This is a genomic window from Streptomyces sp. Go-475 (assembly GCF_003330845.1).
Lineage (GTDB): Bacteria > Actinomycetota > Actinomycetes > Streptomycetales > Streptomycetaceae > Streptomyces.
Genome location: NZ_CP026121.1, coordinates 5,255,698 through 5,276,225 on the forward strand (window position 1 = coordinate 5,255,698; position 20,528 = coordinate 5,276,225).

The 20,528-nt window shown below is 73.8% G+C and carries 16 protein-coding genes; 8 read left to right on the forward strand and 8 right to left on the reverse strand.

All coding sequences use genetic code 11. The features are described 5' to 3' along the window. Positions 1–124 precede the first annotated feature (124 nt). Entirely contained in the window at positions 125–1,480 is a 1,356-nt protein-coding gene (locus tag C1703_RS24350) for an SWIM zinc finger family protein (RefSeq protein WP_114254852.1), read from the reverse strand. 145 nt (positions 1,481–1,625) lie between these two features. Here C1703_RS24350 and C1703_RS24355 point away from each other — a divergent pair, with 145 nt between their 5' ends. The 3 genes from C1703_RS24355 to C1703_RS24365 all read left to right on the forward strand — a co-directional run bounded on the left by C1703_RS24355 (position 1,626) and on the right by C1703_RS24365 (position 6,556). Then, a complete protein-coding gene (locus tag C1703_RS24355) occupies positions 1,626–2,756 on the forward strand; it encodes an AAA family ATPase (RefSeq protein WP_114254853.1) in 1,131 nt (376 codons plus the stop codon). 40 nt (positions 2,757–2,796) lie between these two features. Beyond that, a complete protein-coding gene (locus C1703_RS24360) occupies positions 2,797–5,250 on the forward strand; it encodes a DUF5682 family protein (protein ID WP_114254854.1) in 2,454 nt (817 codons plus the stop codon). A 139-nt stretch (positions 5,251–5,389) separates the two neighbouring features. Further along, positions 5,390–6,556: a VWA domain-containing protein gene (locus C1703_RS24365; RefSeq protein ID WP_114254855.1), complete on the forward strand. Its 1,167-nt coding sequence runs from the start codon at positions 5,390–5,392 to the stop codon at positions 6,554–6,556. Positions 6,557–6,850: 294 nt separating this feature from the next. Here C1703_RS24365 and C1703_RS40180 read toward each other — a convergent pair whose 3' ends face one another. The 3 genes from C1703_RS40180 to C1703_RS39350 form a co-directional block, all read right to left on the reverse strand. After that, the gene (locus tag C1703_RS40180; RefSeq protein ID WP_269803211.1) at positions 6,851–6,976 is read right to left on the reverse strand and encodes a hypothetical protein; all 126 of its coding nucleotides are present in this window, start codon (positions 6,974–6,976) and stop codon (positions 6,851–6,853) included. A 92-nt stretch (positions 6,977–7,068) separates the two neighbouring features. Then, a complete protein-coding gene (locus tag C1703_RS39345) occupies positions 7,069–7,461 on the reverse strand; it encodes a hypothetical protein (RefSeq protein WP_198678260.1) in 393 nt (130 codons plus the stop codon). A gap of 121 nt (positions 7,462–7,582) precedes the next feature. Next, positions 7,583–8,062 (reverse strand): hypothetical protein, encoded by a 480-nt coding sequence (locus C1703_RS39350; RefSeq protein WP_198678261.1) that lies wholly within the window; start codon positions 8,060–8,062, stop codon positions 7,583–7,585. An 851-nt stretch (positions 8,063–8,913) separates the two neighbouring features. Between C1703_RS39350 and sucC the strand changes: the two genes are divergently transcribed. Then, the gene (gene sucC, locus C1703_RS24375) at positions 8,914–10,095 is read left to right on the forward strand and encodes an ADP-forming succinate--CoA ligase subunit beta (RefSeq protein WP_037757371.1); all 1,182 of its coding nucleotides are present in this window, start codon (positions 8,914–8,916) and stop codon (positions 10,093–10,095) included. 21 nt (positions 10,096–10,116) lie between these two features. Beyond that, positions 10,117–11,001: a succinate--CoA ligase subunit alpha gene (sucD, locus tag C1703_RS24380; RefSeq protein ID WP_094054536.1), complete on the forward strand. Its 885-nt coding sequence runs from the start codon at positions 10,117–10,119 to the stop codon at positions 10,999–11,001. Between the two features lie 74 nt (positions 11,002–11,075). Here sucD and C1703_RS24385 read toward each other — a convergent pair whose 3' ends face one another. After that, positions 11,076–12,476: a helix-turn-helix domain-containing protein gene (locus tag C1703_RS24385; RefSeq protein WP_114254856.1), complete on the reverse strand. Its 1,401-nt coding sequence runs from the start codon at positions 12,474–12,476 to the stop codon at positions 11,076–11,078. Positions 12,477–12,572: 96 nt separating this feature from the next. Here C1703_RS24385 and C1703_RS24390 point away from each other — a divergent pair, with 96 nt between their 5' ends. Continuing rightward, entirely contained in the window at positions 12,573–14,450 is a 1,878-nt protein-coding gene (locus C1703_RS24390) for a DUF6350 family protein (protein WP_114254857.1), read from the forward strand. Positions 14,451–14,485: 35 nt separating this feature from the next. Here C1703_RS24390 and C1703_RS24395 read toward each other — a convergent pair whose 3' ends face one another. After that, positions 14,486–15,262, reverse strand: coding sequence for a hypothetical protein (locus tag C1703_RS24395; protein ID WP_114254858.1), 777 nt, complete (start codon positions 15,260–15,262; stop codon positions 14,486–14,488). A gap of 451 nt (positions 15,263–15,713) precedes the next feature. Between C1703_RS24395 and purN the strand changes: the two genes are divergently transcribed. Both purN and purH read left to right on the forward strand, forming a co-directional pair. Beyond that, positions 15,714–16,352 carry a phosphoribosylglycinamide formyltransferase gene (gene purN / locus C1703_RS24405; RefSeq protein WP_114254859.1) on the forward strand — a complete coding sequence of 213 codons (639 nt, stop codon included), beginning with the start codon at positions 15,714–15,716 and terminating at the stop codon, positions 16,350–16,352. Then, entirely contained in the window at positions 16,349–17,911 is a 1,563-nt protein-coding gene (gene purH, locus C1703_RS24410; protein ID WP_114254860.1) for a bifunctional phosphoribosylaminoimidazolecarboxamide formyltransferase/IMP cyclohydrolase, read from the forward strand. Before purN ends, purH begins: the two co-directional genes overlap by 4 nt. A 62-nt stretch (positions 17,912–17,973) precedes the next feature. On the opposite strand, the gene C1703_RS24415 is transcribed toward purH, so the two are convergent. Both C1703_RS24415 and C1703_RS24420 read right to left on the reverse strand, forming a co-directional pair. After that, on the reverse strand, positions 17,974–18,576 hold the full coding sequence (locus tag C1703_RS24415) for an ALF repeat-containing protein (RefSeq protein WP_114254861.1): 603 nt from the start codon (positions 18,574–18,576) through the stop codon (positions 17,974–17,976). A 93-nt stretch (positions 18,577–18,669) separates the two neighbouring features. Then, positions 18,670–20,415 (reverse strand): serine/threonine-protein kinase, encoded by a 1,746-nt coding sequence (locus C1703_RS24420; protein ID WP_114254862.1) that lies wholly within the window; start codon positions 20,413–20,415, stop codon positions 18,670–18,672. Between the last annotated feature and the right edge of the window lie 113 nt (positions 20,416–20,528).

Consider the following 20,528-nt stretch of genomic DNA (forward strand, 5'->3'; position numbering starts at 1 on the left):
TCCTTTCCGCGGGGCGCCCGGAGGTGGTTGAAGGCTCACCCTTACCGGTTGTCCCGTGATGCCTGAAAGATGCGTGGTGTTGTGAGAAGGGCGGGGCCGCTCGGGCGGTCGGGTGCGCGCTGGGTCAGCACAGCGTTATCGCGTCGCCCGGGCCCTCGGGCCAGGCCGTCAGCGGCGTGAAGCCCTGGTGTCCGCATTCGCCGAAGACCCGGACCGGGGCGCCGCCCGACAGGGCGACGAGCCGCCACAGGCCCGGCCGGGAACGCGCGGCGGGAGTGAGCGGCAGCGCCGCGTCCTCGTCGGCGTCCGCCAGCTGCCAGGAGTCGCCGTCCGGGGTCGGGACGACCCGGTCCAGCGTCACCGGGACGGACTCCAGCCACGGGTCGTCGCGCAGGGCGTCGCCGTAACGGGCCGCCGCCTGCGACGTCGTCAGCCCCGGGGGACGTATCGCCGCCGGCGCGGGCGGCGCGAACTGCTCGCCCAGGGCCACCCGCGGCTGCCCGGCGCCCGGGTACGCGGACACCTCCGCCTCCAGGGACAGCCCCACCGGCAGCGCCAGCTCCGGGGCGCGGCCGGCGGCACCGTAGGAGAGGAGCAGCACGGTGCGGTGCGAGTCGGCGCCGTACAGCCAGATCCGGCGGGTCGTCAGGCGCGGGTCCGTCGTGTCGTACTGGGCGAGGACCAGCCAGCTGTCCCGCACCGGCGGGCCGTCCGCGGAGGCGGGCAGGCCGATGCGGGCGCGGACCGTGGCGGCCAGGCCGTCCGGCAGCCGCTCGCGGCGCAGCCAGCCCTGGCCGAGGAGGTGCAGCAGCGCGCACTCCTCCAGCAGCCGCACCGGCCAGCCCGGGCCGGTGGACGGGATGGCCCCCAACTCCCTTACGCGGGCGGCCAGGCCCTGTGCCTGGGCGTCGACCATGCGGGCCGCCGTCTCCTCCCAGAGGCCGTAGCCGGACTGCTCCGCCGACGCCAGGCCCCCGCGCAGCAGGTCCGTCAGGCGCTGCTCCAGCTCCACCGCGCCCGCCGTGACCCGCTCGGCACGGCGCTCGGCCCGGCGCCGTGCCGCGTCCGGATCAGCGGACGCCGAGGGCGTACCCGGGCCCTCCCCGGCCTTCTTCTCCTCCGCGCGTCTGCGCCGCCCCGCTGTCCACTGCGCGGCCCACTCCGGCGCCTCCGCCGTCGGCACCGCCCCGTCGCCGCCCGCCCAGAGCAGCAGCAGCCCCAGCGCGTGCTTGCACGGGAACTTGCGGCTGGGGCAACTGCACTTGTACGCGGGCCCGGAGGCGTCCGCGAGGTCCACGACCGTCTGATACGGCTTGCTTCCGCTGCCCTTGCACAGCCCCCACACCGTCCCCTCGTCGGAACTCCCCGCCTCGGACCACGGCCCCGCCGCTCCGAGTTTGCTTCCCGCTTTGCGTGATGCGGCGTCAGGCGCCAGTGCCAGCACCTGGTCCGCGGTCCAGCGCACCCCCTGCTGAGTCATGTCGTCGAAGGTAGATCCCACCACTGACAATCGGGTCCGCGAGCGCTTCCGGCAAGGCGTTTCCGCAGGTCAGAACGGATTGTCAGTGGTGTGGTGCAACGTTGGTGGCAGATCCGAACCGGCCGAGCTGGAGGGGGACTTCGCCATGACTGTGTCCGTTGGGCCGACGCCCGTCGAAGCGGGGGAGACGGAATCGGCCCAGGCATTGCGACCGCACGCCGAGGACGCCTTCGCCGGTGAACTCGCCGCGCTGGCCGCGCAGGACGACCGTCCGCGCCCGGCCCGCTGGAAGCTGTCGCCGTGGGCGGTCGCGACGTACCTGCTCGGCGGCACACTGCCGGACGGCACCGTGATCACACCGAAGTACATCGGCCCGCGCCGCATCGTCGAGGTCGCCGTCACGACGCTCGCCACCGACCGCGCCCTGCTCCTGCTCGGCGTGCCGGGCACGGCGAAGACGTGGGTGTCCGAGCACCTGGCCGCAGCGGTCAGCGGCGACTCCACGCTGCTGGTGCAGGGCACCGCCGGCACCCCGGAGGAGGCCATCCGCTACGGCTGGAACTACGCGCGGCTGCTCGCCCACGGCCCGAGCCGCGACGCCCTCGTGCCCAGCCCGGTCATGCGGGCCATGGCGGAGGGCATGACCGCCCGCGTCGAGGAGCTGACCCGCATCCCGGCCGACGTGCAGGACACGCTCATCACGATCCTGTCGGAGAAGACGCTGCCGATACCGGAGCTCGGGCAGGAGGTGCAGGCCGTCCGCGGCTTCAACCTGATCGCCACCGCCAACGACCGCGACCGCGGGGTCAACGACCTGTCCAGCGCCCTGCGCCGCCGTTTCAACACGGTCGTGCTGCCGCTGCCGGAGAGCCCCGACGCCGAGGTCGACATCGTCTCGCGCCGAGTCGACCAGATCGGCCGCTCCCTCGACCTGCCGGCCGCGCCCGAGGGCCTGGACGAGATCCGCCGGGTCGTCACGGTCTTCCGGGAGCTGCGCGACGGGGTCACGTCCGACGGCCGGACGAAGCTGAAGTCGCCCAGCGGCACGCTGTCCACGGCCGAGGCGATCTCCGTGGTCACCAACGGTCTCGCGCTGGCCGCCCACTTCGGCGACGGCGTGCTGCGGCCGGGCGATGTCGCCGCGGGCATCCTCGGCGCGGTGGTCCGCGACCCGGCGGCCGACCGCGTCATCTGGCAGGAGTACCTGGAGACCGTCGTCCGCGAGCGCGACGGCTGGAAGGACTTCTACCGGGCCTGCCGCGAGGTGAGCGTGTGAGCGACGCGGGGCGGGGGTCGGTCGCGGGGCCGGGACAGGGATGGGAGGGAACCAAGTGACGGCAGTGGAAAGGCCTGTGGGCCGGGCGGCCGAGGCGGGGCCGGTGCTGCTCGGGGTGCGGCATCACGGGCCGGGCTCGGCCCGGGCGGTGCGGGCGGCGCTGGAGGAGACCCGGCCCGGGGTCGTGCTGATCGAGGGGCCGCCCGAGGCGGACGCGCTGATCCCGCTCGCCGCCGACGAGGAGATGCGGCCGCCGGTCGCCCTGCTCGCCCATGCCGTGGACGAGCCCGGCCGCTCGGCGTTCTGGCCGCTGGCCGAGTTCTCCCCGGAGTGGGTCGCCCTCCGCTGGGCCGTGGAGCAGGGGATACCGGCCCGCTTCATCGACCTGCCCGCCGCGCACACCTTGGCCTGGGGGAGGCAGGAGGACGAGGCGGCAGGGGAGGGGGAGTCCCCCCTTGACGCGGAGACGGCGGACGGCGAGGGCGAGGGCGACGACGGCGCCGGCCCTGACACCGCCCCTGACACCGCCCCCGGCTCCGCCGACGTGCGGATCGACCCGCTCGGTGTGCTCGCCGAGACCGCGGGCTACGACGACCCGGAGCGGTGGTGGGAGGACGTGGTCGAGCACCGGGGCGCCGGGGAGGGGGACGCGCTCGCGCCGTTCACCGCGCTGGAGGAGGCCATGGGCGCCCTGCGGGAGACCTACGGCAGCGGGGGCCACGACCGGGACCTGGTGCGGGAGGCGTACATGCGGCTCCAGGTGCGGGCCGCGCAAAGGGAGTTCGAGGACGGCGTGGCCGTCGTCTGCGGCGCCTGGCACGTGCCCGCCCTGCGGCAGAGGACGACCGTCGCCGCCGACAAGGCGCTGCTCAAGGGGCTGCCCAAGGTCAAGACCGACATGACATGGGTGCCGTGGACCCACCGCAGGCTCTCCCGGACCAGCGGATACGGAGCCGGCATCGACTCGCCGGGCTGGTACGGGCACCTGTTCAGCGCCCCGGACCGGCCGGTGGAGCGGTGGATGACGAAGGTGGCGGGGCTGCTGCGCGAAGAGGACCGGATCGTCTCCTCCGCGCACGTCATCGAGGCGGTGCGGCTGGCCGAGACGCTCGCCGCGATGCGCGGGCGTCCGCTGCCCGGCCTGAGCGAGACGACCGACGCGGTGCGGGCGGTGATGTGCGAGGGCTCGGACGTGCCGCTGGCCCTGGTGCGGGACCGGCTGGTCGTGGGTGACGTGCTGGGGGAGGTGCCGTCGACGGCACCGGCGGTTCCGTTGCAGCGGGACCTCGCCCGGCTCCAGCGCAGGCTGCGGCTGAAGCCGGAGGCACTGGAGCGGGAGTTGGAGCTCGACCTCCGCAAGGAGACCGACTCGGCCCGCAGCAGGCTGCTGCACCGGCTGCGGCTGCTCGGCATCGCCTGGGGCGAACCGGCCGCCTCGCGAGGCAGCACGGGCACGTTCCGGGAGACGTGGCGGCTGCGCTGGGAGCCCGAGCTGTCCGTACGGGTGGCCGAGGCGGGGGTGTGGGGGACGACCGTACTGTCCGCCGCGACCGCCAAGGCCGAGGCGGACGCCGTCGCCGCGGAGGGCCTGGCCGACGTCACCGCACTCGCCGAGCGCTGCCTGCTGGCCGGACTGCCCGACGCGCTGCCGACCGTGATGCGGATCCTCGCCGACCGGGCGGCCCTCGACACGGACGTCGGCCACCTCGCCCAGGCGCTGCCGGCCCTGGTCCGCTCCCTGCGCTACGGCGATGTGCGCGGCACGGACACCGAAGCACTGGGGGAGGTCGCCGCCGGCCTGGCCGAGCGGGTCTTCGTCGGCCTGCCCCCGGCCTGCGCCGCGCTCGACGCCGACGCCGCCGAGGAGATGCGGCGCCACGTGGACGCGGTGCACGGAGCCGTCGCGCTCCTGGGTGACAGCCCGGCAGCGGGACACGGCCACCTGAGAGCGCGCTGGCAGTCGGTGCTGCGGGTGCTGGCCGGGCGGGACACCGTGCCCGGGGTGATCCGGGGGCGGGCCGTGCGGCTGCTGCTCGACGACGGGGAGCTGGCGCAGGACGAGGCGGCACGGCTCATGGGGCTCGTCCTGTCACCGGGCACGCCGCCCGCGGACGCGGCCGCGTGGATCGAGGGCTTCGTCGGAGGAGGCTCCGGCGGCGGGATGCTCCTGGTGCACGACGAAGGGCTGCTCGGGCTGGTCGACGCGTGGCTGACCGGCGTGCCGGCGGAGGCGTTCACGGACGTGCTGCCCTTGCTGCGGCGCACGTTCTCGGCGTACGAACCCGGGGTCCGCCGGACCCTCGGCGAACTGGTCCGGCGCGGACCCGGCGCCCGGGGAGGCGCGGCAGCCGCCGGCACCGGCCTGCCCGGCTTCGCGGCCGAACCGGACCCGGCGCGCGCGGACGCGGTGCTGCCGGTGCTGCGGCTGCTGCTCGGGATGGACGAAGAAGATCAAGAGGGCATCGAGAAGAAGCTGATGGGGGTGGCGGGATGACGAGCGACGCACTGAGAGAGCCGACGACGAGGGCCGACGAAGGGGGCTCCGCCACGAACGGGTCCCGGGCGGAAGCCCGGCCGGCGACGACCGTGCCGGTGATCCCCCTGTGGGAGCGGCTTCGCGGGGGAGGCGACGGATGACGGCCGAGGTGACGGACCCGGCGCGGGAGCGGCTGCGGCGTTGGCGACTGGTGCTCGGCGGCGACGCGGCGGACGGCACCGGATGCGCGCTGTCCGGGCAGGACGCGGCGATGGACGGGGCCCTCACCGCGCTCTACGGCAAGAAGGACGGCACATCGCAGAGCGGCCGGGACCGTTCGGCGGGACTCGGGGCGTCGGCGCCGTCCGTCGCGCGCTGGCTCGGGGACATCCGGACGTACTTCCCGTCCTCGGTCGTGCAGGTCATGCAGCGCGACGCCATCGACCGGCTCGGACTCGCCACGCTCCTGCTGGAGCCGGAGATGCTGGAGGCGGTGGAGGCCGACGTGCATCTGGTGGGCACGCTGCTGTCGCTCAACAAGGCCATGCCCGAGACGACGAAGGAGACGGCACGGGCCGTCGTGCGCAAGGTCGTCGAGGACCTGGAGAAGCGGCTCGCCACCCGCACCCGGGCCACCCTGACCGGCGCGCTCGACCGCAGCGCCCGCATCAACCGGCCCCGCCACCACGACATCGACTGGAACCGCACCATCGCGGCCAACCTCAAGCACTACCTGCCCGAGTACCGCACGATCGTGCCGGAGCGGCTCATCGGTTACGGGCGGGCGACCCAGGCCACCAAGAAGGAGGTCATCCTCTGTATCGATCAGTCGGGATCCATGGCGGCGTCGGTCGTGTACGCATCGGTCTTCGGAGCGGTGCTCGCCTCGATGCGGACGATCTCCACGCGACTCGTCGTCTTCGACACGGCGGTCGTCGACCTCACGGACCAACTCGACGACCCGGTCGACGTCCTGTTCGGGACGCAGCTCGGCGGCGGTACGGACATCAACCGTGCGCTCGCGTACTGCCAGTCGCAGATCACCCGGCCCGCGGAGACGGTGGTCGTGCTGATCAGCGACCTCTATGAGGGAGGCATCCGCAACGAGATGCTCAAGCGGGTCTCGGCGATGAAGGCGTCGGGGGTGCAGTTCGTGACGCTGCTGGCGCTCTCGGACGAAGGGGCACCGGCGTACGACCGGGAACACGCGGCCGCGCTCGCCGCGCTGGGGGCACCGGCGTTCGCCTGCACGCCCGACCTGTTCCCGGAGGTGATGGCGGCGGCGATCGAGAAGAGGCCGTTGCCGATGCCCGACGTGGCGTGACGGAGCGAGGCCGTGGGTGATCGGTGGCGGGACGTCATGACGGACGGTCAGGTGACGACTTGTCGATGCGTCACCGTCCGACTCGAGGCAGCAAAAGGGACATGACGGCCCATCGGGTAGGCAAGGGCTTGCGCAACCTCCGCACTCCCGTGCGAGGATCGGCGCCTGCTCGGCCGTGCGCCGCGCTGTGCCGGGCAGCACCGCGTTGTGCCGACTCGTTGCCCGTGACGCGTGATGCGTTCCGCACTTGTTCCGTCGCACGGGAGGAAGCTCCCCCTCTTGACCTGGTCAGCGTCAGCAGCCCTGCCCGGTGCCGCGCTGCGCATGCTGCGCACGGCGGCCGGGCGGCGTGCCCTCCAGGCGGGGCTGCTGGTGGGCGGGGTGCTCCTCATCGGGCTGCTGTGCGGGGAGCGGGCGCACGCGGCGGACGGTGTGCGCACGCCGGCGAACAGCGTGGCCGTGCGGACCAGGCCGGCGGTTCCTCAGATCGTCTCCGGCGCCGGGAGCGTTCATCACGTCCGGGCCGTGGGGGAGCGGGCCGAGGGCGAGCGGAGCGTGAGGGAGCGGGGCGCGCGGGCGTCCGGTGTGGTGGGCCAGGTGTTGAGCGGGGGCCGGGGAGAGGCACGGGCGAAGGTGTCGGCCCCGGCATCGGCGGCCCCGGCATCGGCACTGGCCCCGGCCCCGGCCCCGGCCCCGGCAGCATCGGCATCGGCATCGGCACCGTCGCGGTCGCCCGAACGGCCGTCCCCGCCGCCGCCCGCTCGCTCGAAGCGGCTCCTGCTGACGGGGTCGGTGTTGCCCGAGTCCTCCGTGTCGACGACGCTGCCCAAGTTCCCTGCGCCGTCCGCGCTGCCGACTCGGCCGCCGGTGTTGCCCGAGTCCCCCGTGGCAGCGGCGCTGCCCAAGCTCCCGCCGCTCCCGGATGTGCCGCTGCCGCCCACGCTCCCCGACGTGCCGCCGCTCCCCACGCCCCCGGCAATCCCCGCCCTGCCGACGCTCCCGGACCTGCTGAACCCGCCGGAACTGTCAGACCTGCCGAACCTGCCTGGCCCGCTTGATCCGCTCGACCCGTCGGACGCCTTGGGCCCGCTGAACCCGCTGGATCCGCCAGACGTCCCAGAGCTGCCCGTGCCGTCCGATGACGGCGTCGCCGTTCCGGAAGGGCCCGGCGCTCCTTGGCTCCCCAGTCGCCCGGCGCTGCCGAGCCACCGACTCCCCGTGCCGGTCACGGTCCACCTGGAAGCGGGGGAGCCCGTTGGGTCGGCGTCCGACGTGCCTGCCGTCGTCCAGCGGGCCGAGGCGGCAGAGCCTGCGGCGGCGGGTACCGCGGTGCACGGCGTCGAGCACCGTGGTTCCCCCGTCGGACAGGTGGGTCAGGACCACGCGGGACAGGCCACCCGCGTCGGGCACGCCCCGGTCGAGCACGGGCCCGGCGGTCGTCCCGACGGTGCGCTCGGCAACCGGGCCGTGGCGGACAACAGCACCCCGCGTCACGGGGACGCGCACGCCGTCACCCTGGATCACCGTGCCCCGCTGAGGCTCGTGCCCGGGGCCACCGCCCGCTCCTACGCTGCCGCGACCCGGGACAGACACCGGGACGTGAGCGCCTTCCCCGGCTAGCGCACGCGGCCGGACCGCCGTACCCCGTCGCGTATTCGCCGTGCGGGGAGTCGCGCCCCCGCCGTGGAGCCCCGTCGACCGTCCCACCGGCCCCGCCCCCCCAAAGTCCCCGGATCGAAGCTGCGCTCCGACACGGGAAGCCCACACCGGCACCGGCGAGGCGCAGGCCCAGGCACCGACCAGGCCCGGACACCGGCACCGGCACCGGCACCCGTAAAGCCCCGCACAAGCTGCGCGTCACCCAGCAAGGGGTGCCGCCCGGCCCCCCTCCCCAGAGCTTCACGAGGTACCAGGCCCAGGACGGCCGAAAGCCGTCGGTCGGTCTTGGCCGAAGCCTCGTGGATGGGGGTGGCTGGTCCCCATCGGGGTGGGGACCAGCCACCCCGCACCCCCGTAGAGCCGGGCCCTGAACAGGGTCTATGTGCTCCTTCGGAGGTGTTCGACGGGCCTCACCGGGTCAACCCCAGCCCGGTGAGGCCCCTCACCCACGTGCCACCCGCTCCTCACACCCGGCACGCCGTGCCAGAGAGGGCGGCATCATGTGACAGGTATCACCGCTCGGGTGTGACCCTCGATTTAGAGGCCCCCCGGAAGCAGCGATAACCTGCGAGACGGACATGCCGCGCGCTCGGACACCGTGTGCGCCTCCCTTGTGACAGACAGCGGACGTCACGTTGCCCTCGCGGCACGCCCACGCAGACAACGAACCGCGAGATCACTGATAGGGACGGAAGCGCGTGGACCTGTTCGAGTACCAGGCGAGGGACCTCTTCGCCAAGCACGATGTACCGGTGCTGGCCGGTGAAGTCATCGACACGCCTGAGGCGGCCCGCGCAGCCACCGAGCGCCTCGGTGGCAAGTCCGTCGTCAAGGCCCAGGTGAAGGTCGGCGGCCGCGGCAAGGCCGGTGGCGTCAAGCTCGCCGCCACCCCCGACGAGGCGGTCGAGCACGCGACCAACATCCTCGGCATGGACATCAAGGGCCACACGGTCCACAAGGTGATGATCGCCGAGACGGCCCCGGAGATCGTGGAGGAGTACTACGTCTCCTTCCTCCTGGACCGTGCCAACCGCACCTTCCTCTCCATCGCGTCCGTCGAGGGCGGCATGGAGATCGAGGAGGTGGCGGCCACCCGTCCGGAGGCCGTCGCCAAGACGCCGATCGACGCCAACGAGGGTGTCACCGAGGCCAAGGCCCGCGAGATCGTCGAGGCCGCCAAGTTCCCGGCCGAGGTCGCCGACAAGGTCGTCAACGTCCTCGTCAAGCTGTGGGACACCTTCATCAAGGAGGACGCCCTCCTGGTCGAGGTCAACCCGCTGGCCAAGGTCGCCTCCGGTGACGTCATCGCCCTGGACGGCAAGGTCTCGCTGGACGAGAACGCCGAGTTCCGCCAGCCGGAGCACGAGGCCCTCCAGGACAAGGACGCGGCCAACCCGCTCGAGGCCGCCGCCAAGGCCAAGAACCTCAACTACGTCAAGCTCGACGGCGAGGTCGGCATCATCGGCAACGGCGCGGGTCTCGTCATGAGCACCCTGGACGTCGTCGCGTACGCCGGTGAGAAGCACGGTGGGGTCAAGCCCGCCAACTTCCTCGACATCGGTGGCGGCGCCTCCGCCGCCGTCATGGCGAACGGCCTGGAGATCATCCTCGGCGACCCGGACGTCAAGTCCGTGTTCGTCAACGTCTTCGGCGGCATCACCGCGTGCGACGAGGTCGCCAACGGCATCGTCCAGGCGCTGCAGCTCCTCAAGGACAAGGGCGAGGACGTCACCAAGCCGCTCGTCGTCCGTCTGGACGGCAACAACGCCGAGCTGGGTCGCAAGATCCTCTCCGACGCCAACCACCCGCTGGTCCAGCGCGTGGACACCATGGACGGCGCGGCCGACAAGGCCGCCGAGCTCGCGGCTGCTGCGAAGTAAGGGACGAGGGACTACACAGCCATGGCTATCTTCCTCAACAAGGACAGCAAGGTCATCGTCCAGGGCATGACCGGTGCCACGGGCATGAAGCACACCAAGCTCATGCTGGCCGACGGCACGAACATCGTCGGTGGCGTGAACCCGCGCAAGGCGGGCACGACCGTCGACGTCGACGGCACCGAGATCCCGGTCTTCGGCACGGTCGCCGAGGCGATCGAGAAGACGGGCGCGAACGTATCCGTCCTCTTCGTCCCGCCGGCCTTCGCCAAGGCCGCCGTCGTCGAGGCCATCGACGCCGAGATCCCGCTCGCGGTCGTCATCACCGAGGGCATCGCCGTCCACGACTCGGCCGCGTTCTACGCCTACGCCGTGTCCAAGGGCAACAAGACCCGGATCATCGGCCCGAACTGCCCCGGTCTCATCACCCCGGGCCAGTCCAACGCCGGCATCATCCCGGGCGACATCACCAAGCCGGGCCGCATCGGCCTGGTCTCGAAGTCCGGCACGCTGACGTACCAGATGATGTACGAGCTGCGTGACATCGGCTTCTCGTCCGCCGTCGGCATCGGTGGCGACCCGGTCATCGGCACCACGCACATCGACGCGCTCGCCGCGTTCGAGGCCGACCCCGACACCGACCTGATCGTCATGATCGGTGAGATCGGCGGCGACGCCGAGGAGCGGGCCGCGGCCTTCATCAAGGAGAACGTGAAGAAGCCGGTCGTCGGCTACGTCGCGGGCTTCACCGCGCCCGAGGGCAAGACCATGGGCCACGCCGGCGCCATCGTCTCCGGCTCCTCCGGCACGGCCGCCGCGAAGAAGGAGGCCCTCGAGGCCGCCGGCGTCAAGGTCGGCAAGACGCCGACCGAGACGGCCAAGCTGGCGCGCGAGATCCTCGCCGGCTGACGCCACTCGGTCTGACCGTGGGCCCGCTCCCTGCCAGGGGGCGGGCCCACGCCCTTCAGGCCGACACGGCCCTGTCACCGTGGCTGCGGCATCAGCCGCTCCGGCCCCTTCTGCTCCGCCTCGCGCAGCTTCGCCCGCAGTTCCCGCTCCGACTCCGACAGCGGCCCGGGCGCGACCCGTGGCGGCACGCCCTGGACCGTCTCGCCCCGCGGTACGGGCGGCTCGTAGCGCGTCGGGGCGGTGCGGACGGTGAGGGCCGTGGTGCCGATCAGGGCGACCGTGAACGCGATGGCGGCCCGGGTCCAGAAGCGGGCCCGGCGTTCCCCGCCCTGCCGCACCACCGGCGGTTTGGCGGCTCGCAGCCGCTCGATGGAGGCCAGTTCGACCAGCCGCCAGTGGAGCGTCTCCGGGTCCGCCAGCTCCGGCAGCCGCTCGGCGACGGCCTCGCGCGCGTGCACCAGCCGGTTCGCCGCCGCCCGGGTGCTCGCCTCGGTCTCCGCCGCAGTCTCCGGCAGGCCGAGCCCGACCCCGTCGTAGAGCAGCAGCGTGCGGCGGTACGAGGGCGGGAGCTTCAGCAGGGTGTCCAGCAGCGCCCGGTCGTACGGGTCGGAAGGGGGCGGCTCGGAGTACCGGTAGCGGGGACGGAACCGGTGCCACGGGGAGAGCGCGCACTCGTACGCCGCCGCGCGCACCCAGCCCGCCGGGTCGCGGTCACGGGCCACCTCGGGCCAGCGCTGCCAGGCGTTCTGGAACGCCCGCTCCACCGCCTCCCGGGCCAGCTCCCGGCGCCCGGTCAGCAGGTAGGTCTGCCGGACGAGCGCGGGGGCGCAGAAGGCGTACAGCGCGTCGAAGGCCTGCTCGGGCGTGAGGGCGCCGATCGCGTCATCCGGCCGCCGCGGCCCCGCGGCCCGGGCAGGGCCCCGGTCGAGCGTCGGGGGGCGGTCTCGATCGGGGGCGGGAACGGAGGCCGCCCGGTCGGGGACGGGAGCGGAGGCCGTTCGGTCGAGGACGGGGACCGATGTCGTTCGGTCAAGGACCGGGACTGAGGCCGCCCGATCGGGAACGGGAGTGTCCGGTGTGCGCCCTTGGCCGAGGACCGGTGTGCGCCCTCGATCGGAGACCGGTTCGCTCTCCTCCGTGGCGGCGGTCCCATGCTGGGCTCGGGCACGGGCACGGGCACGGGCACGGCCGCGGGGGCGGCGGGGCGTCATCTCGTCGGATGCCGGGGCGTAAGCGTCGGCGTCACTGGCGTGAGGCGGCGTCACATCCCCCTCCGTGCCGAGCGAGTTCAGTACCTTCGCGTACTTCTCCCCTTTCCGGCCGCGCGGCGGTACGCGGCCGGTCTCCCACCCGCGCACCGTCTCGCTGGTGACGCCCACCCGGGAGGCCAGCTGAGCCCGCGTCAGCGAGGCGGCCTCACGCAGGCGTCGGCGTTCCTTCGGCGGGGGGAGCGGCGTGGCAGGGCTCTGCGTCACAGCGCGCCCCTCCGAACAGAAAAGTACATAAACGTATATTGAGCGACACAGCGGTGGTTCGCCTGTTACGACGGGAAAGCGCGTGTCGTTGGGAGCATGGCGGGCGTGATCGAGATGACCGCTCGCCGACGTCCGTCGTCACCCCTGCTCACCCGGATGCGCGACCGTACGCCCGGACTGGTCGGCGGCCTGATGGCCGGTGCGGTCGCGGCGGGCCTGGGGCTCGCGTCGTGCGCCATGCTGGTGATGATGCTGTGGATCAGCTCGCCGTATCCCGACAGCGGCCCCGGCGGCGCGCTGCACGTGGCGGCGGCGCTGTGGCTGCTGGCCCACGGAGCCGAACTGGTCCGCACCGACACGCTCTCCGGCGTCCCCGCCCCTGTGGGCCTCACCCCATTGCTGCTGCTCGCGCTGCCCGTGTGGTTGCTGCACCGGGCGGCACGGGACGCCACGGACGGCGGGGCGGGGGGCGAGACCGACGGCTTCCACGGGGACGACGGCTTCCGCGGGGACGACGGCTTCCACCGGGACGAGGGCTTCGGCGAGGCCGCCGCGCCAGGTGACGGGCCGCCGCTGGTCTCCGCCCGCACCGCCTGGACGGGCGTCGTCCTCGGCTACCTCGCGGTCGCCGCTCCCGCGGCCCTGTACGCCGCAGGCGGTGCGCTGCGGCCGTCGTGGGTGTGGACGGCGGTGTCCGTGCCGCTGGTCGCGGTCGTGGCCGCCGGGGCGGGTGTGTGGTCGGCGTACGGCCGTCCGGGCGGGCCGCTGCGGCGGCTGCTGGGCGTGCTGCCGACGGGAGTACGGCCGCTGGTCCTCGGCCCGCACGGCCGCCCGGGTGTCGCCGCCCGGGCGGCGGCGGCCGGGCTGGCGGTGCTGGTCGGGGGCGGCGCGCTGCTCGTGGCGGTGTCGCTGGTGGGGCACGGTACGGCGGCCCAGGCGTCGTTGCTCCGGCTGACCGAGGCGTGGTCGGGGCGGTTCGCGGTGCTGCTGCTCTGCGCGGCCCTGCTGCCGAACGCGGCGGTGTGGGGTGCCGCCTACGCCCTCGGCCCCGGTTTCGCCCTCGGCGCCCGCCATGTCGTCAGCCCGCTGTCCTCCGCGCCGGCTCCGTTCCTGCCGCCGTTTCCGCTGCTGGCGGCGGTGCCGGAGGCGGGGGAGGGGGCGCCGGTGAACTGGGCGGCCGGGGCCGTGCCGGTGGCCGCGGGCGTCGTCGCCGGCTGGATGGTGGCCAAGGGCGCGGCCGAGGGGGACGGCGGGGGAAAGGGGCCGGACGGCGGGCGGGCCGGGGCCTGGTCGGCGGGGCGCACCGCCCGTGCCGCCGGTCTCGCGGGCCTGTTCTGCGCGGCCGGGCTCGCGGGGCTCGCCGCGCTGGCGGGCGGGCCGCTCGGGGTCGCCGTCCTGGCCGGTTTCGGGCCGGTGTGGTGGCAGGTGGGCGCCGCGACACTGGCGTGGCTCACGCTGGTGGCGATCCCGACGGCCGTGGGGGTACGGGCCTGGCGGTGCCGGTCGTCCCGGTCGGGGGAGCCGGCGATCGGCAGGCAGCGGGAGGGGACGGCCGAGGGCGGGCGCGAGGGCGGGCGCCGGGGCGTGCGGTTGCGGACCGGGTCGCGTCCGGGCGGGCGTTGGTTCAGACGCCCGGGAGTCGCCGGGATCGCCGGAGTCGCGGGAGGCACCGGCGGTTCCGGCCCGGCCGGAACCGCCGGGCATTCCGGAGTGCCTGGTCGTGCCGGGGATGACGCGTCACCGGCGGACGAGAGGACGCCGCCGCGTGGTCCGGAGCCCACGCCGGACACCCCGTACGAGCCCTACGTGCCGTACGCGCCCTTCGATCACGACGCCCTGTACGGCCTCACCGATCAGGACGACACCGCCTTCGAGCCCTACGACTTCCTGCCGTCCGACCCGCCCCGCGAACCGCACCCCCACGGCACCACACGCCCACCCGACGCCCCCACCTCCGAGCAGGGCCGGCCATGAGCCGGGCTGGGCTGTCCCCAGGCCGGGGCGAAGCGTCAGCCGTTCGTCCCCAGCACTCCTCGCAGTTCCTCCGGCAGGAGCTTGGAGCAGGACTGCTTGGCCTCGTTCGTCAGGGCGTCGTTCGTGCACGTGTAGTAGTCGCGGTAGACCAGCTGGGCCGTGAACGACGCGGCGACCAGGGCGATGGCCAGGGAGGCCGTGACCAGGCCGCTCACCGCCGCCGTCGTCTGGGGGCGGCCCTGCTGCTCGGGGGCCGGGGCGTCCGGGTCGGGCCTGCGGGGCTTGGCGCGCAGGGAGCTGATGGCCCAGTAGAGGGCCAGCGCGCCCAGCAGCAGCGCGACGTACGGCCAGCTGAAGAGGGCGAAGAAGAAGGCCCACATGCCCGACAGCAGGGCGTAGCGGGCGCGGCGCTGGGCCGGGTCCGTGGGGTCCCAGCGCATGTTCGGGCCGCCGCTCTGGGGGCCGCCCGGGCCCTCGGGGCCGCCGCGGGGGCGTTCGCCGAAGCCGCCCTGGGAGCGGCCGGGCTGGCGGTCGCTCCACTGGCTGCCCCACGGCGAGCGGTCGCGCCCGCCCTCGCCCTCCGAGTCCTCGCCCGACGGGCGGCGCGGCTGCCAGGGCCGGTCCGGCGTGCCCTCGGGCGGCGGGGCGAACGGGTTGTCCTCCTGGGAGCCGCGCCCTCGGCCGTCCCCGCTGCCGTCCGACGGTGCGTCGGGCGGTGAGCTGGGGCGCTCCCGCAGCAGCACGGCGCCGCGCTCCCCTCCCTGTGCAGACAGCTGGGGGAACGTGAGGAGTCGCAGGCTGCGGTCCGGCATCAAGTGAGCGTCTTCCCGTAGGTGAGGAGGTGAGTGGACAGAACTGGACGATGTCGATGTCGATGTCGATGTCGGGCCCGGGTCCGACACCTCCTGAACGCACCGCGTCCGGACGGCGTTCCCGAACCGGCTCCGCCCAGACGCTACCTCCCGGCCCGGCCCCCGTCCCGTGGGGGCCGTCCGGTGTGCCGGTATCGTTGCTGACGGTCGGCCGGTTCGTAGGCTTCCCCGTATCCGGGGGCGCGAAGCATTCGTATGAATGCACAAACGCCACGGTGCTGCGCCAAGGCCATGCGCCACGGTGCTGCGCCAAGGCCATGCGCCACGGTGCTGCGCCAAGGCCATGCGCCACGGTGCTGCGCCAAGGCCATGCGCCAAGGCGATACGCCAAAGCCACTGCGCCAAGGTCCGGCCGCCTGGACAGACGCTCCCCCGAGAAAGGCCCACCACCGTGGCCGCCAAGCCCGTGGCCCCGCGCGCCAAGCGCCTCGTCGTGCTGGTCTCCGGATCCGGCACCAACCTCCAGGCGCTGCTCGACGAGATCGCCGCCACCGGCGCGCAGGAGTACGGGGCCGAGGTCGTCGCCGTCGGCGCCGACCGTGAGGGCATCGAAGGGCTGGCCCGCGCCGAGCGCGCCGGGCTGCCGACCTTCGTGTGCAAGGTCAAGGACTACGGCAGCCGCGAGGAGTGGGACGCCGCCCTCGCCGAGGCCGTCGCCGCCCACGAGCCCGACCTCGTCGTCTCCGCCGGGTTCATGAAGATTGTCGGCAAGGAGTTCCTGGCCCGGTTCGGCGGGCGGTTCGTCAACACGCACCCCGCCCTGCTGCCCAGTTTCCCGGGAGCCCACGGCGTGCGGGACGCGCTCGCGTACGGCGCCAAGGTCACCGGCTGCACCGTCCACTTCGTCGACGACGGCGTCGACACCGGCCCGATCATCGCGCAGGGCGTGGTGGAGGTCCGGGACGAGGACGACGAAGGCGCTCTGCACGAGCGCATCAAGGAAGTCGAGCGAAGGCTGCTCGTCGAGGTCGTGGGGCGGCTCGCCCGCAACGGCTATCGCATTGAGGGACGAAAGGTAGTTATCCAGTGACCGCCGAGAGCAACAAGCGGCCCCTTCGCCGGGCGCTCGTCAGCGTCTACGACAAGACCGGTCTCGAGGACCTCGCGCGCGGGCTCCACGAGGCCGGGGTCGAGCTCGTCTCCACCGGTTCCACCGCCGCGAAGATCGCCGCTGCCGGCGTCCCCGTCACCAAGGTCGAGGAGCTCACCGGCTTCCCCGAGTGCCTGGACGGCCGCGTGAAGACGCTGCACCCGCGCGTGCACGCCGGCATCCTCGCCGACCTGCGGCTGGAGGACCACCAGCGGCAGCTCGCCGAGCTGGGTGTCGAGCCGTTCGACCTCGTCGTCGTCAACCTCTACCCGTTCCGCGAGACCGTCGCCTCCGGCGCCTCGCCCGACGAGTGCGTGGAGCAGATCGACATCGGCGGTCCGTCGATGGTCCGCGCCGCCGCCAAGAACCACCCCTCGGTCGCGGTCGTCACCAGCCCGGCCCGGTACGCCGACGTGCTCAAGGCCGTCCAGAACGGCGGCTTCGACCTCGCCACCCGCAAGCGGCTCGCCGCCGAGGCCTTCCAGCACACGGCCGCCTACGACGTCGCCGTCGCCTCCTGGTTCGCCTCCTCCTACGCGCCGGTCGACGAATCGCAGTTCCCCGACTTCCTCGGCGCCACCTGGGAGCGCGAGCACACCCTGCGCTACGGCGAGAACCCGCACCAGCCCGCGGCCCTCTACGTCTCGGGCACGGGTGGCCTGGCCGAGGCCGAGCAGCTGCACGGCAAGGAGATGTCGTACAACAACTACACGGACACGGACGCCGCCCGCCGTGCCGCGTACGACCACGACGAGCCCTGCGTCGCGATCATCAAGCACGCCAACCCCTGCGGCATCGCGATCGGCGCGGACGTCGCCGAGGCGCACCGCAAGGCGCACGCCTGTGACCCGCTGTCGGCGTTCGGCGGCGTGATCGCGGTCAACCGGCCGGTCAGCAAGGAGATGGCCGAGCAGGTCGCGGAGATCTTCACCGAGGTCATCGTCGCGCCGGACTACGAGGACGGCGCGCTGGAGGCCCTCACCAAGAAGAAGAACATCCGCGTGCTGCGCTGCCCCGACGGCCCCTCCGCCCCGGTCGAGGTCAAGCCGATCGACGGCGGCGCGCTGCTCCAGGTCACCGACCGGCTCCAGGCCGACGGCGACGACCCGGCGAACTGGACCCTCGCGACCGGTGAGGCGCTCAGCGAGGCCGAGCTGGCCGAGCTGGCCTTCGCCTGGAAGGCCTGCCGTGCGGTGAAGTCCAACGCGATCCTGCTCGCCAAGGACGGTGCCTCGGTCGGCGTCGGCATGGGGCAGGTCAACCGGGTCGACTCCGCGAAGCTGGCCGTCGAGCGGGCGGGCGCCGAGCGCGCGGCGGGCTCGTACGCCGCGTCGGACGCGTTCTTCCCCTTCCCGGACGGCCTGGAGATCCTCACCGAGGCCGGAGTGAAGGCCGTGGTCCAGCCCGGCGGTTCGGTCCGTGACGAACTGGTCGTCGAGGCCGCGCGGAAGGCCGGCGTCACGATGTACTTCACCGGGACGCGGCACTTCTTCCACTGACATTCCACTGACACGGGTGTCGGAGCGGGACGGCGACGCATCGCCGTCCCGCTCCGCCCGTCTCAGCCGTCGACCTCGTACCGCCCGACCTCCAGGAAGTACCGCAGCTCCTCCGGAGTGCCGTCGATCGCGTCCTCGGCGGCCGCGCGGAGCGCCGCGCTGATGGTCGGGTCGGCCAGGATGCGGGCGATGGCGACGCGGTCGTCCTCGGCCTGGGCGAGGCGGTAGCCGGTCTCCAGGAAGGCGCGCAGGGCTTCCGGGGTGTTCGCGTCGAGGGCCCTGGTGGCCTCCCTCTTGACGCCGCGGCCGGAGTCCGGGTCGGCCAGGATGCGGGCGATGGCGACGCGGTCGTCCTCGGCCTGGGCGAGGCGGTAGCCCGTCTTCAGGAACTCCCGCATGTCCTCCGCGGTGCCGTCGAGCGCCTCGTTGGCCTCGCGTACGACGCCGCGGCCGCTGTCCTCGTCCGCCAGGATGCGCAGGATCGCGATGCGGAGGTCGTCCTCGGACATCTCGTCCACCGGCGTGCCGTCCGTCTGCGCGGTCGCGGCCGCGGCCAGCGAGGCGGACGTGGGAGCCGGGGCGGCGGCGGAGGCCGGGGCGGTGAGCAGCAGGGCGGGGGTCAGCGCGCCGGCGGCGACGAGCAGGGCACCGCGGGTGGGTCTCATGCGTCAACCTTCCTCTCGGTCAAGGGAATCGAGAACATGTTCGCATGTCGCGGTCCGGGCGGCGGCTCGTTCACGGCAGCGGCGTGCGGCCCCTCACTGTGAACTGCGCAGTGCCGCCCAGGTCTTGGGCCCGACCTGGCCGTCCACCTCCAGCCCCTTGTCCCGTTGGAAGGCCCGTACCGCCGCCGCTGTGTCCTTGCCGAACGAGCCGTCCACGCCCGAGTCGCCCACGCCGTAGCCGCGCTCGGTCAGCATGCACTGCACCTGCACCACGCGTTGGCCGCGGTCGCCCCGCCGGGTGAGTTCGGTGCCGGAGTAGTAGGTGCAGTCGGTGAGCCACGGGGGCTCGGCCGGGGTGGTCGGCCTCTGTGAGGGTGGCGTCGAGGGGGAGGGACGGGGGTGCGTCGTCCGCGGTGCGGGAGGCGGCGTGGGACGGGCCTCGCCCCGGGGCTTCTCGTCCGGGCCGGGTGTCGTGGTGTCCGGGCGCTCGGGGGGCTTCGGCTTCCCGGTCGGGGAAGAAGTGCTCGGGACGGTGAATCCCGGCAGGCTGGTCTGGTCGTCGCCCGGGCCGGACGCACTGGCGGTCGCGGCGGCCGAGCCGGTGCCGTCGGCCGCGGGCGCCGGGCGGGTGACCACGTAGGCGGTGACGGCGACGGCGCACACCGTGAGGACGGCGACGAGGGCGGCGTACGGCTTCCCGCGCCGCCGGGCCGGAGTACCGACCGCGGGCGTATCCGACGCGGGCCCGAAACCGGGCACCGCCGCGGACTGACCGGCCGCCGGCCGGAAGTCCGGCCCCGCTGCGGCTTGGCCCACCGCCGGTCCCGAGCCCGACCCCGCCGCCGGCTGACCCACCGTCGGCCGACCCGCCACCTGCCGTACCTCCGGCCCCGGTAACGGGCTCTCCCACAGCGTCTCGCAAGCCCGCTGCCGGGTGAGGAGGCGGGTCGCCAACGGCTCCTGCCAGGCAGTGGAGCGGGGCTGGGACAGGGACGCCTCGATCAGGTCCTCCGGCGTCGGGCGGTGGGACGGGTCCTTGGAGAGACAGGCCGTCAGGAGCTCGGACAGGGCCGGGTCGGCCGCCCGGAGCCCTGCCATGACCTCCGCGTTCGGCTCCTCCGACGCGATGCGGTGCAGGACGTCGACGCCGGTGCCGTCGCCGAAGGGGGCGTGCCCGGTGACCGCGTGGACGACGGTGCTCGCGCAGCAGAACACGTCCGAGGCCGTGTCGCAGCGGCCGTCCTTGAGGTACTCGGGGGACATGAAGGCGGGCGTGCCGACGCGGTTGCCGGTCGTGGTGATCGCGCTGGCGTCGACGGCCTGCGCGATGCCGAAGTCGACGACGTGGGCGCCCTGCCGGGTCAGCAGGACGTTCGACGGCTTGAGGTCCCGGTGCACGATGCCGGTCGCGGCCAGCGCGCCGAGCGCCCGCCCGAGATCACCGACCAGCCGCCACGCCCCGTCCGGCCGCAGCACCCCGCACTCGCGCACCGCCTCCGCGAGGTTGAGGCCCGGTAAGTAGACCGTCGCCATCCAGAGCGTGTCCGTGGCGGGTTCGAAACCCGTGCCCAGCAGCTCCGGGGTGTAGGGCGCGCCCACGCGCGCGTGCACGGTGGCCTCCCGCTCGAACCGCCGCCGGAAGTCCGCGTTCTCGGCGTACTCGGGGCGGATGACCTTCACCGCGGCGAGCCCGGGCGTCCCGTCCGCATGCCGCGCCAGGTAGACCCGGCCCATGCCGCCGCTGCCCAGCAGGCCCAGCGGTACGTACGGCCCGACCCGCACGGGATCGGCGGGCCGCAGCGGCACGGTACCGGTCTGCGCCAAGGCGGTGTCTGTCATGGATCCCCCGGCATGCTCCTGGCAAGCGATGCCGGAAACGGTACCAACGAGGGCGGGCGTCCGGCCGGTGAGAGGTGCCTCCGGCTCTCCCCCGAGTGAACCGGAGGCGATGT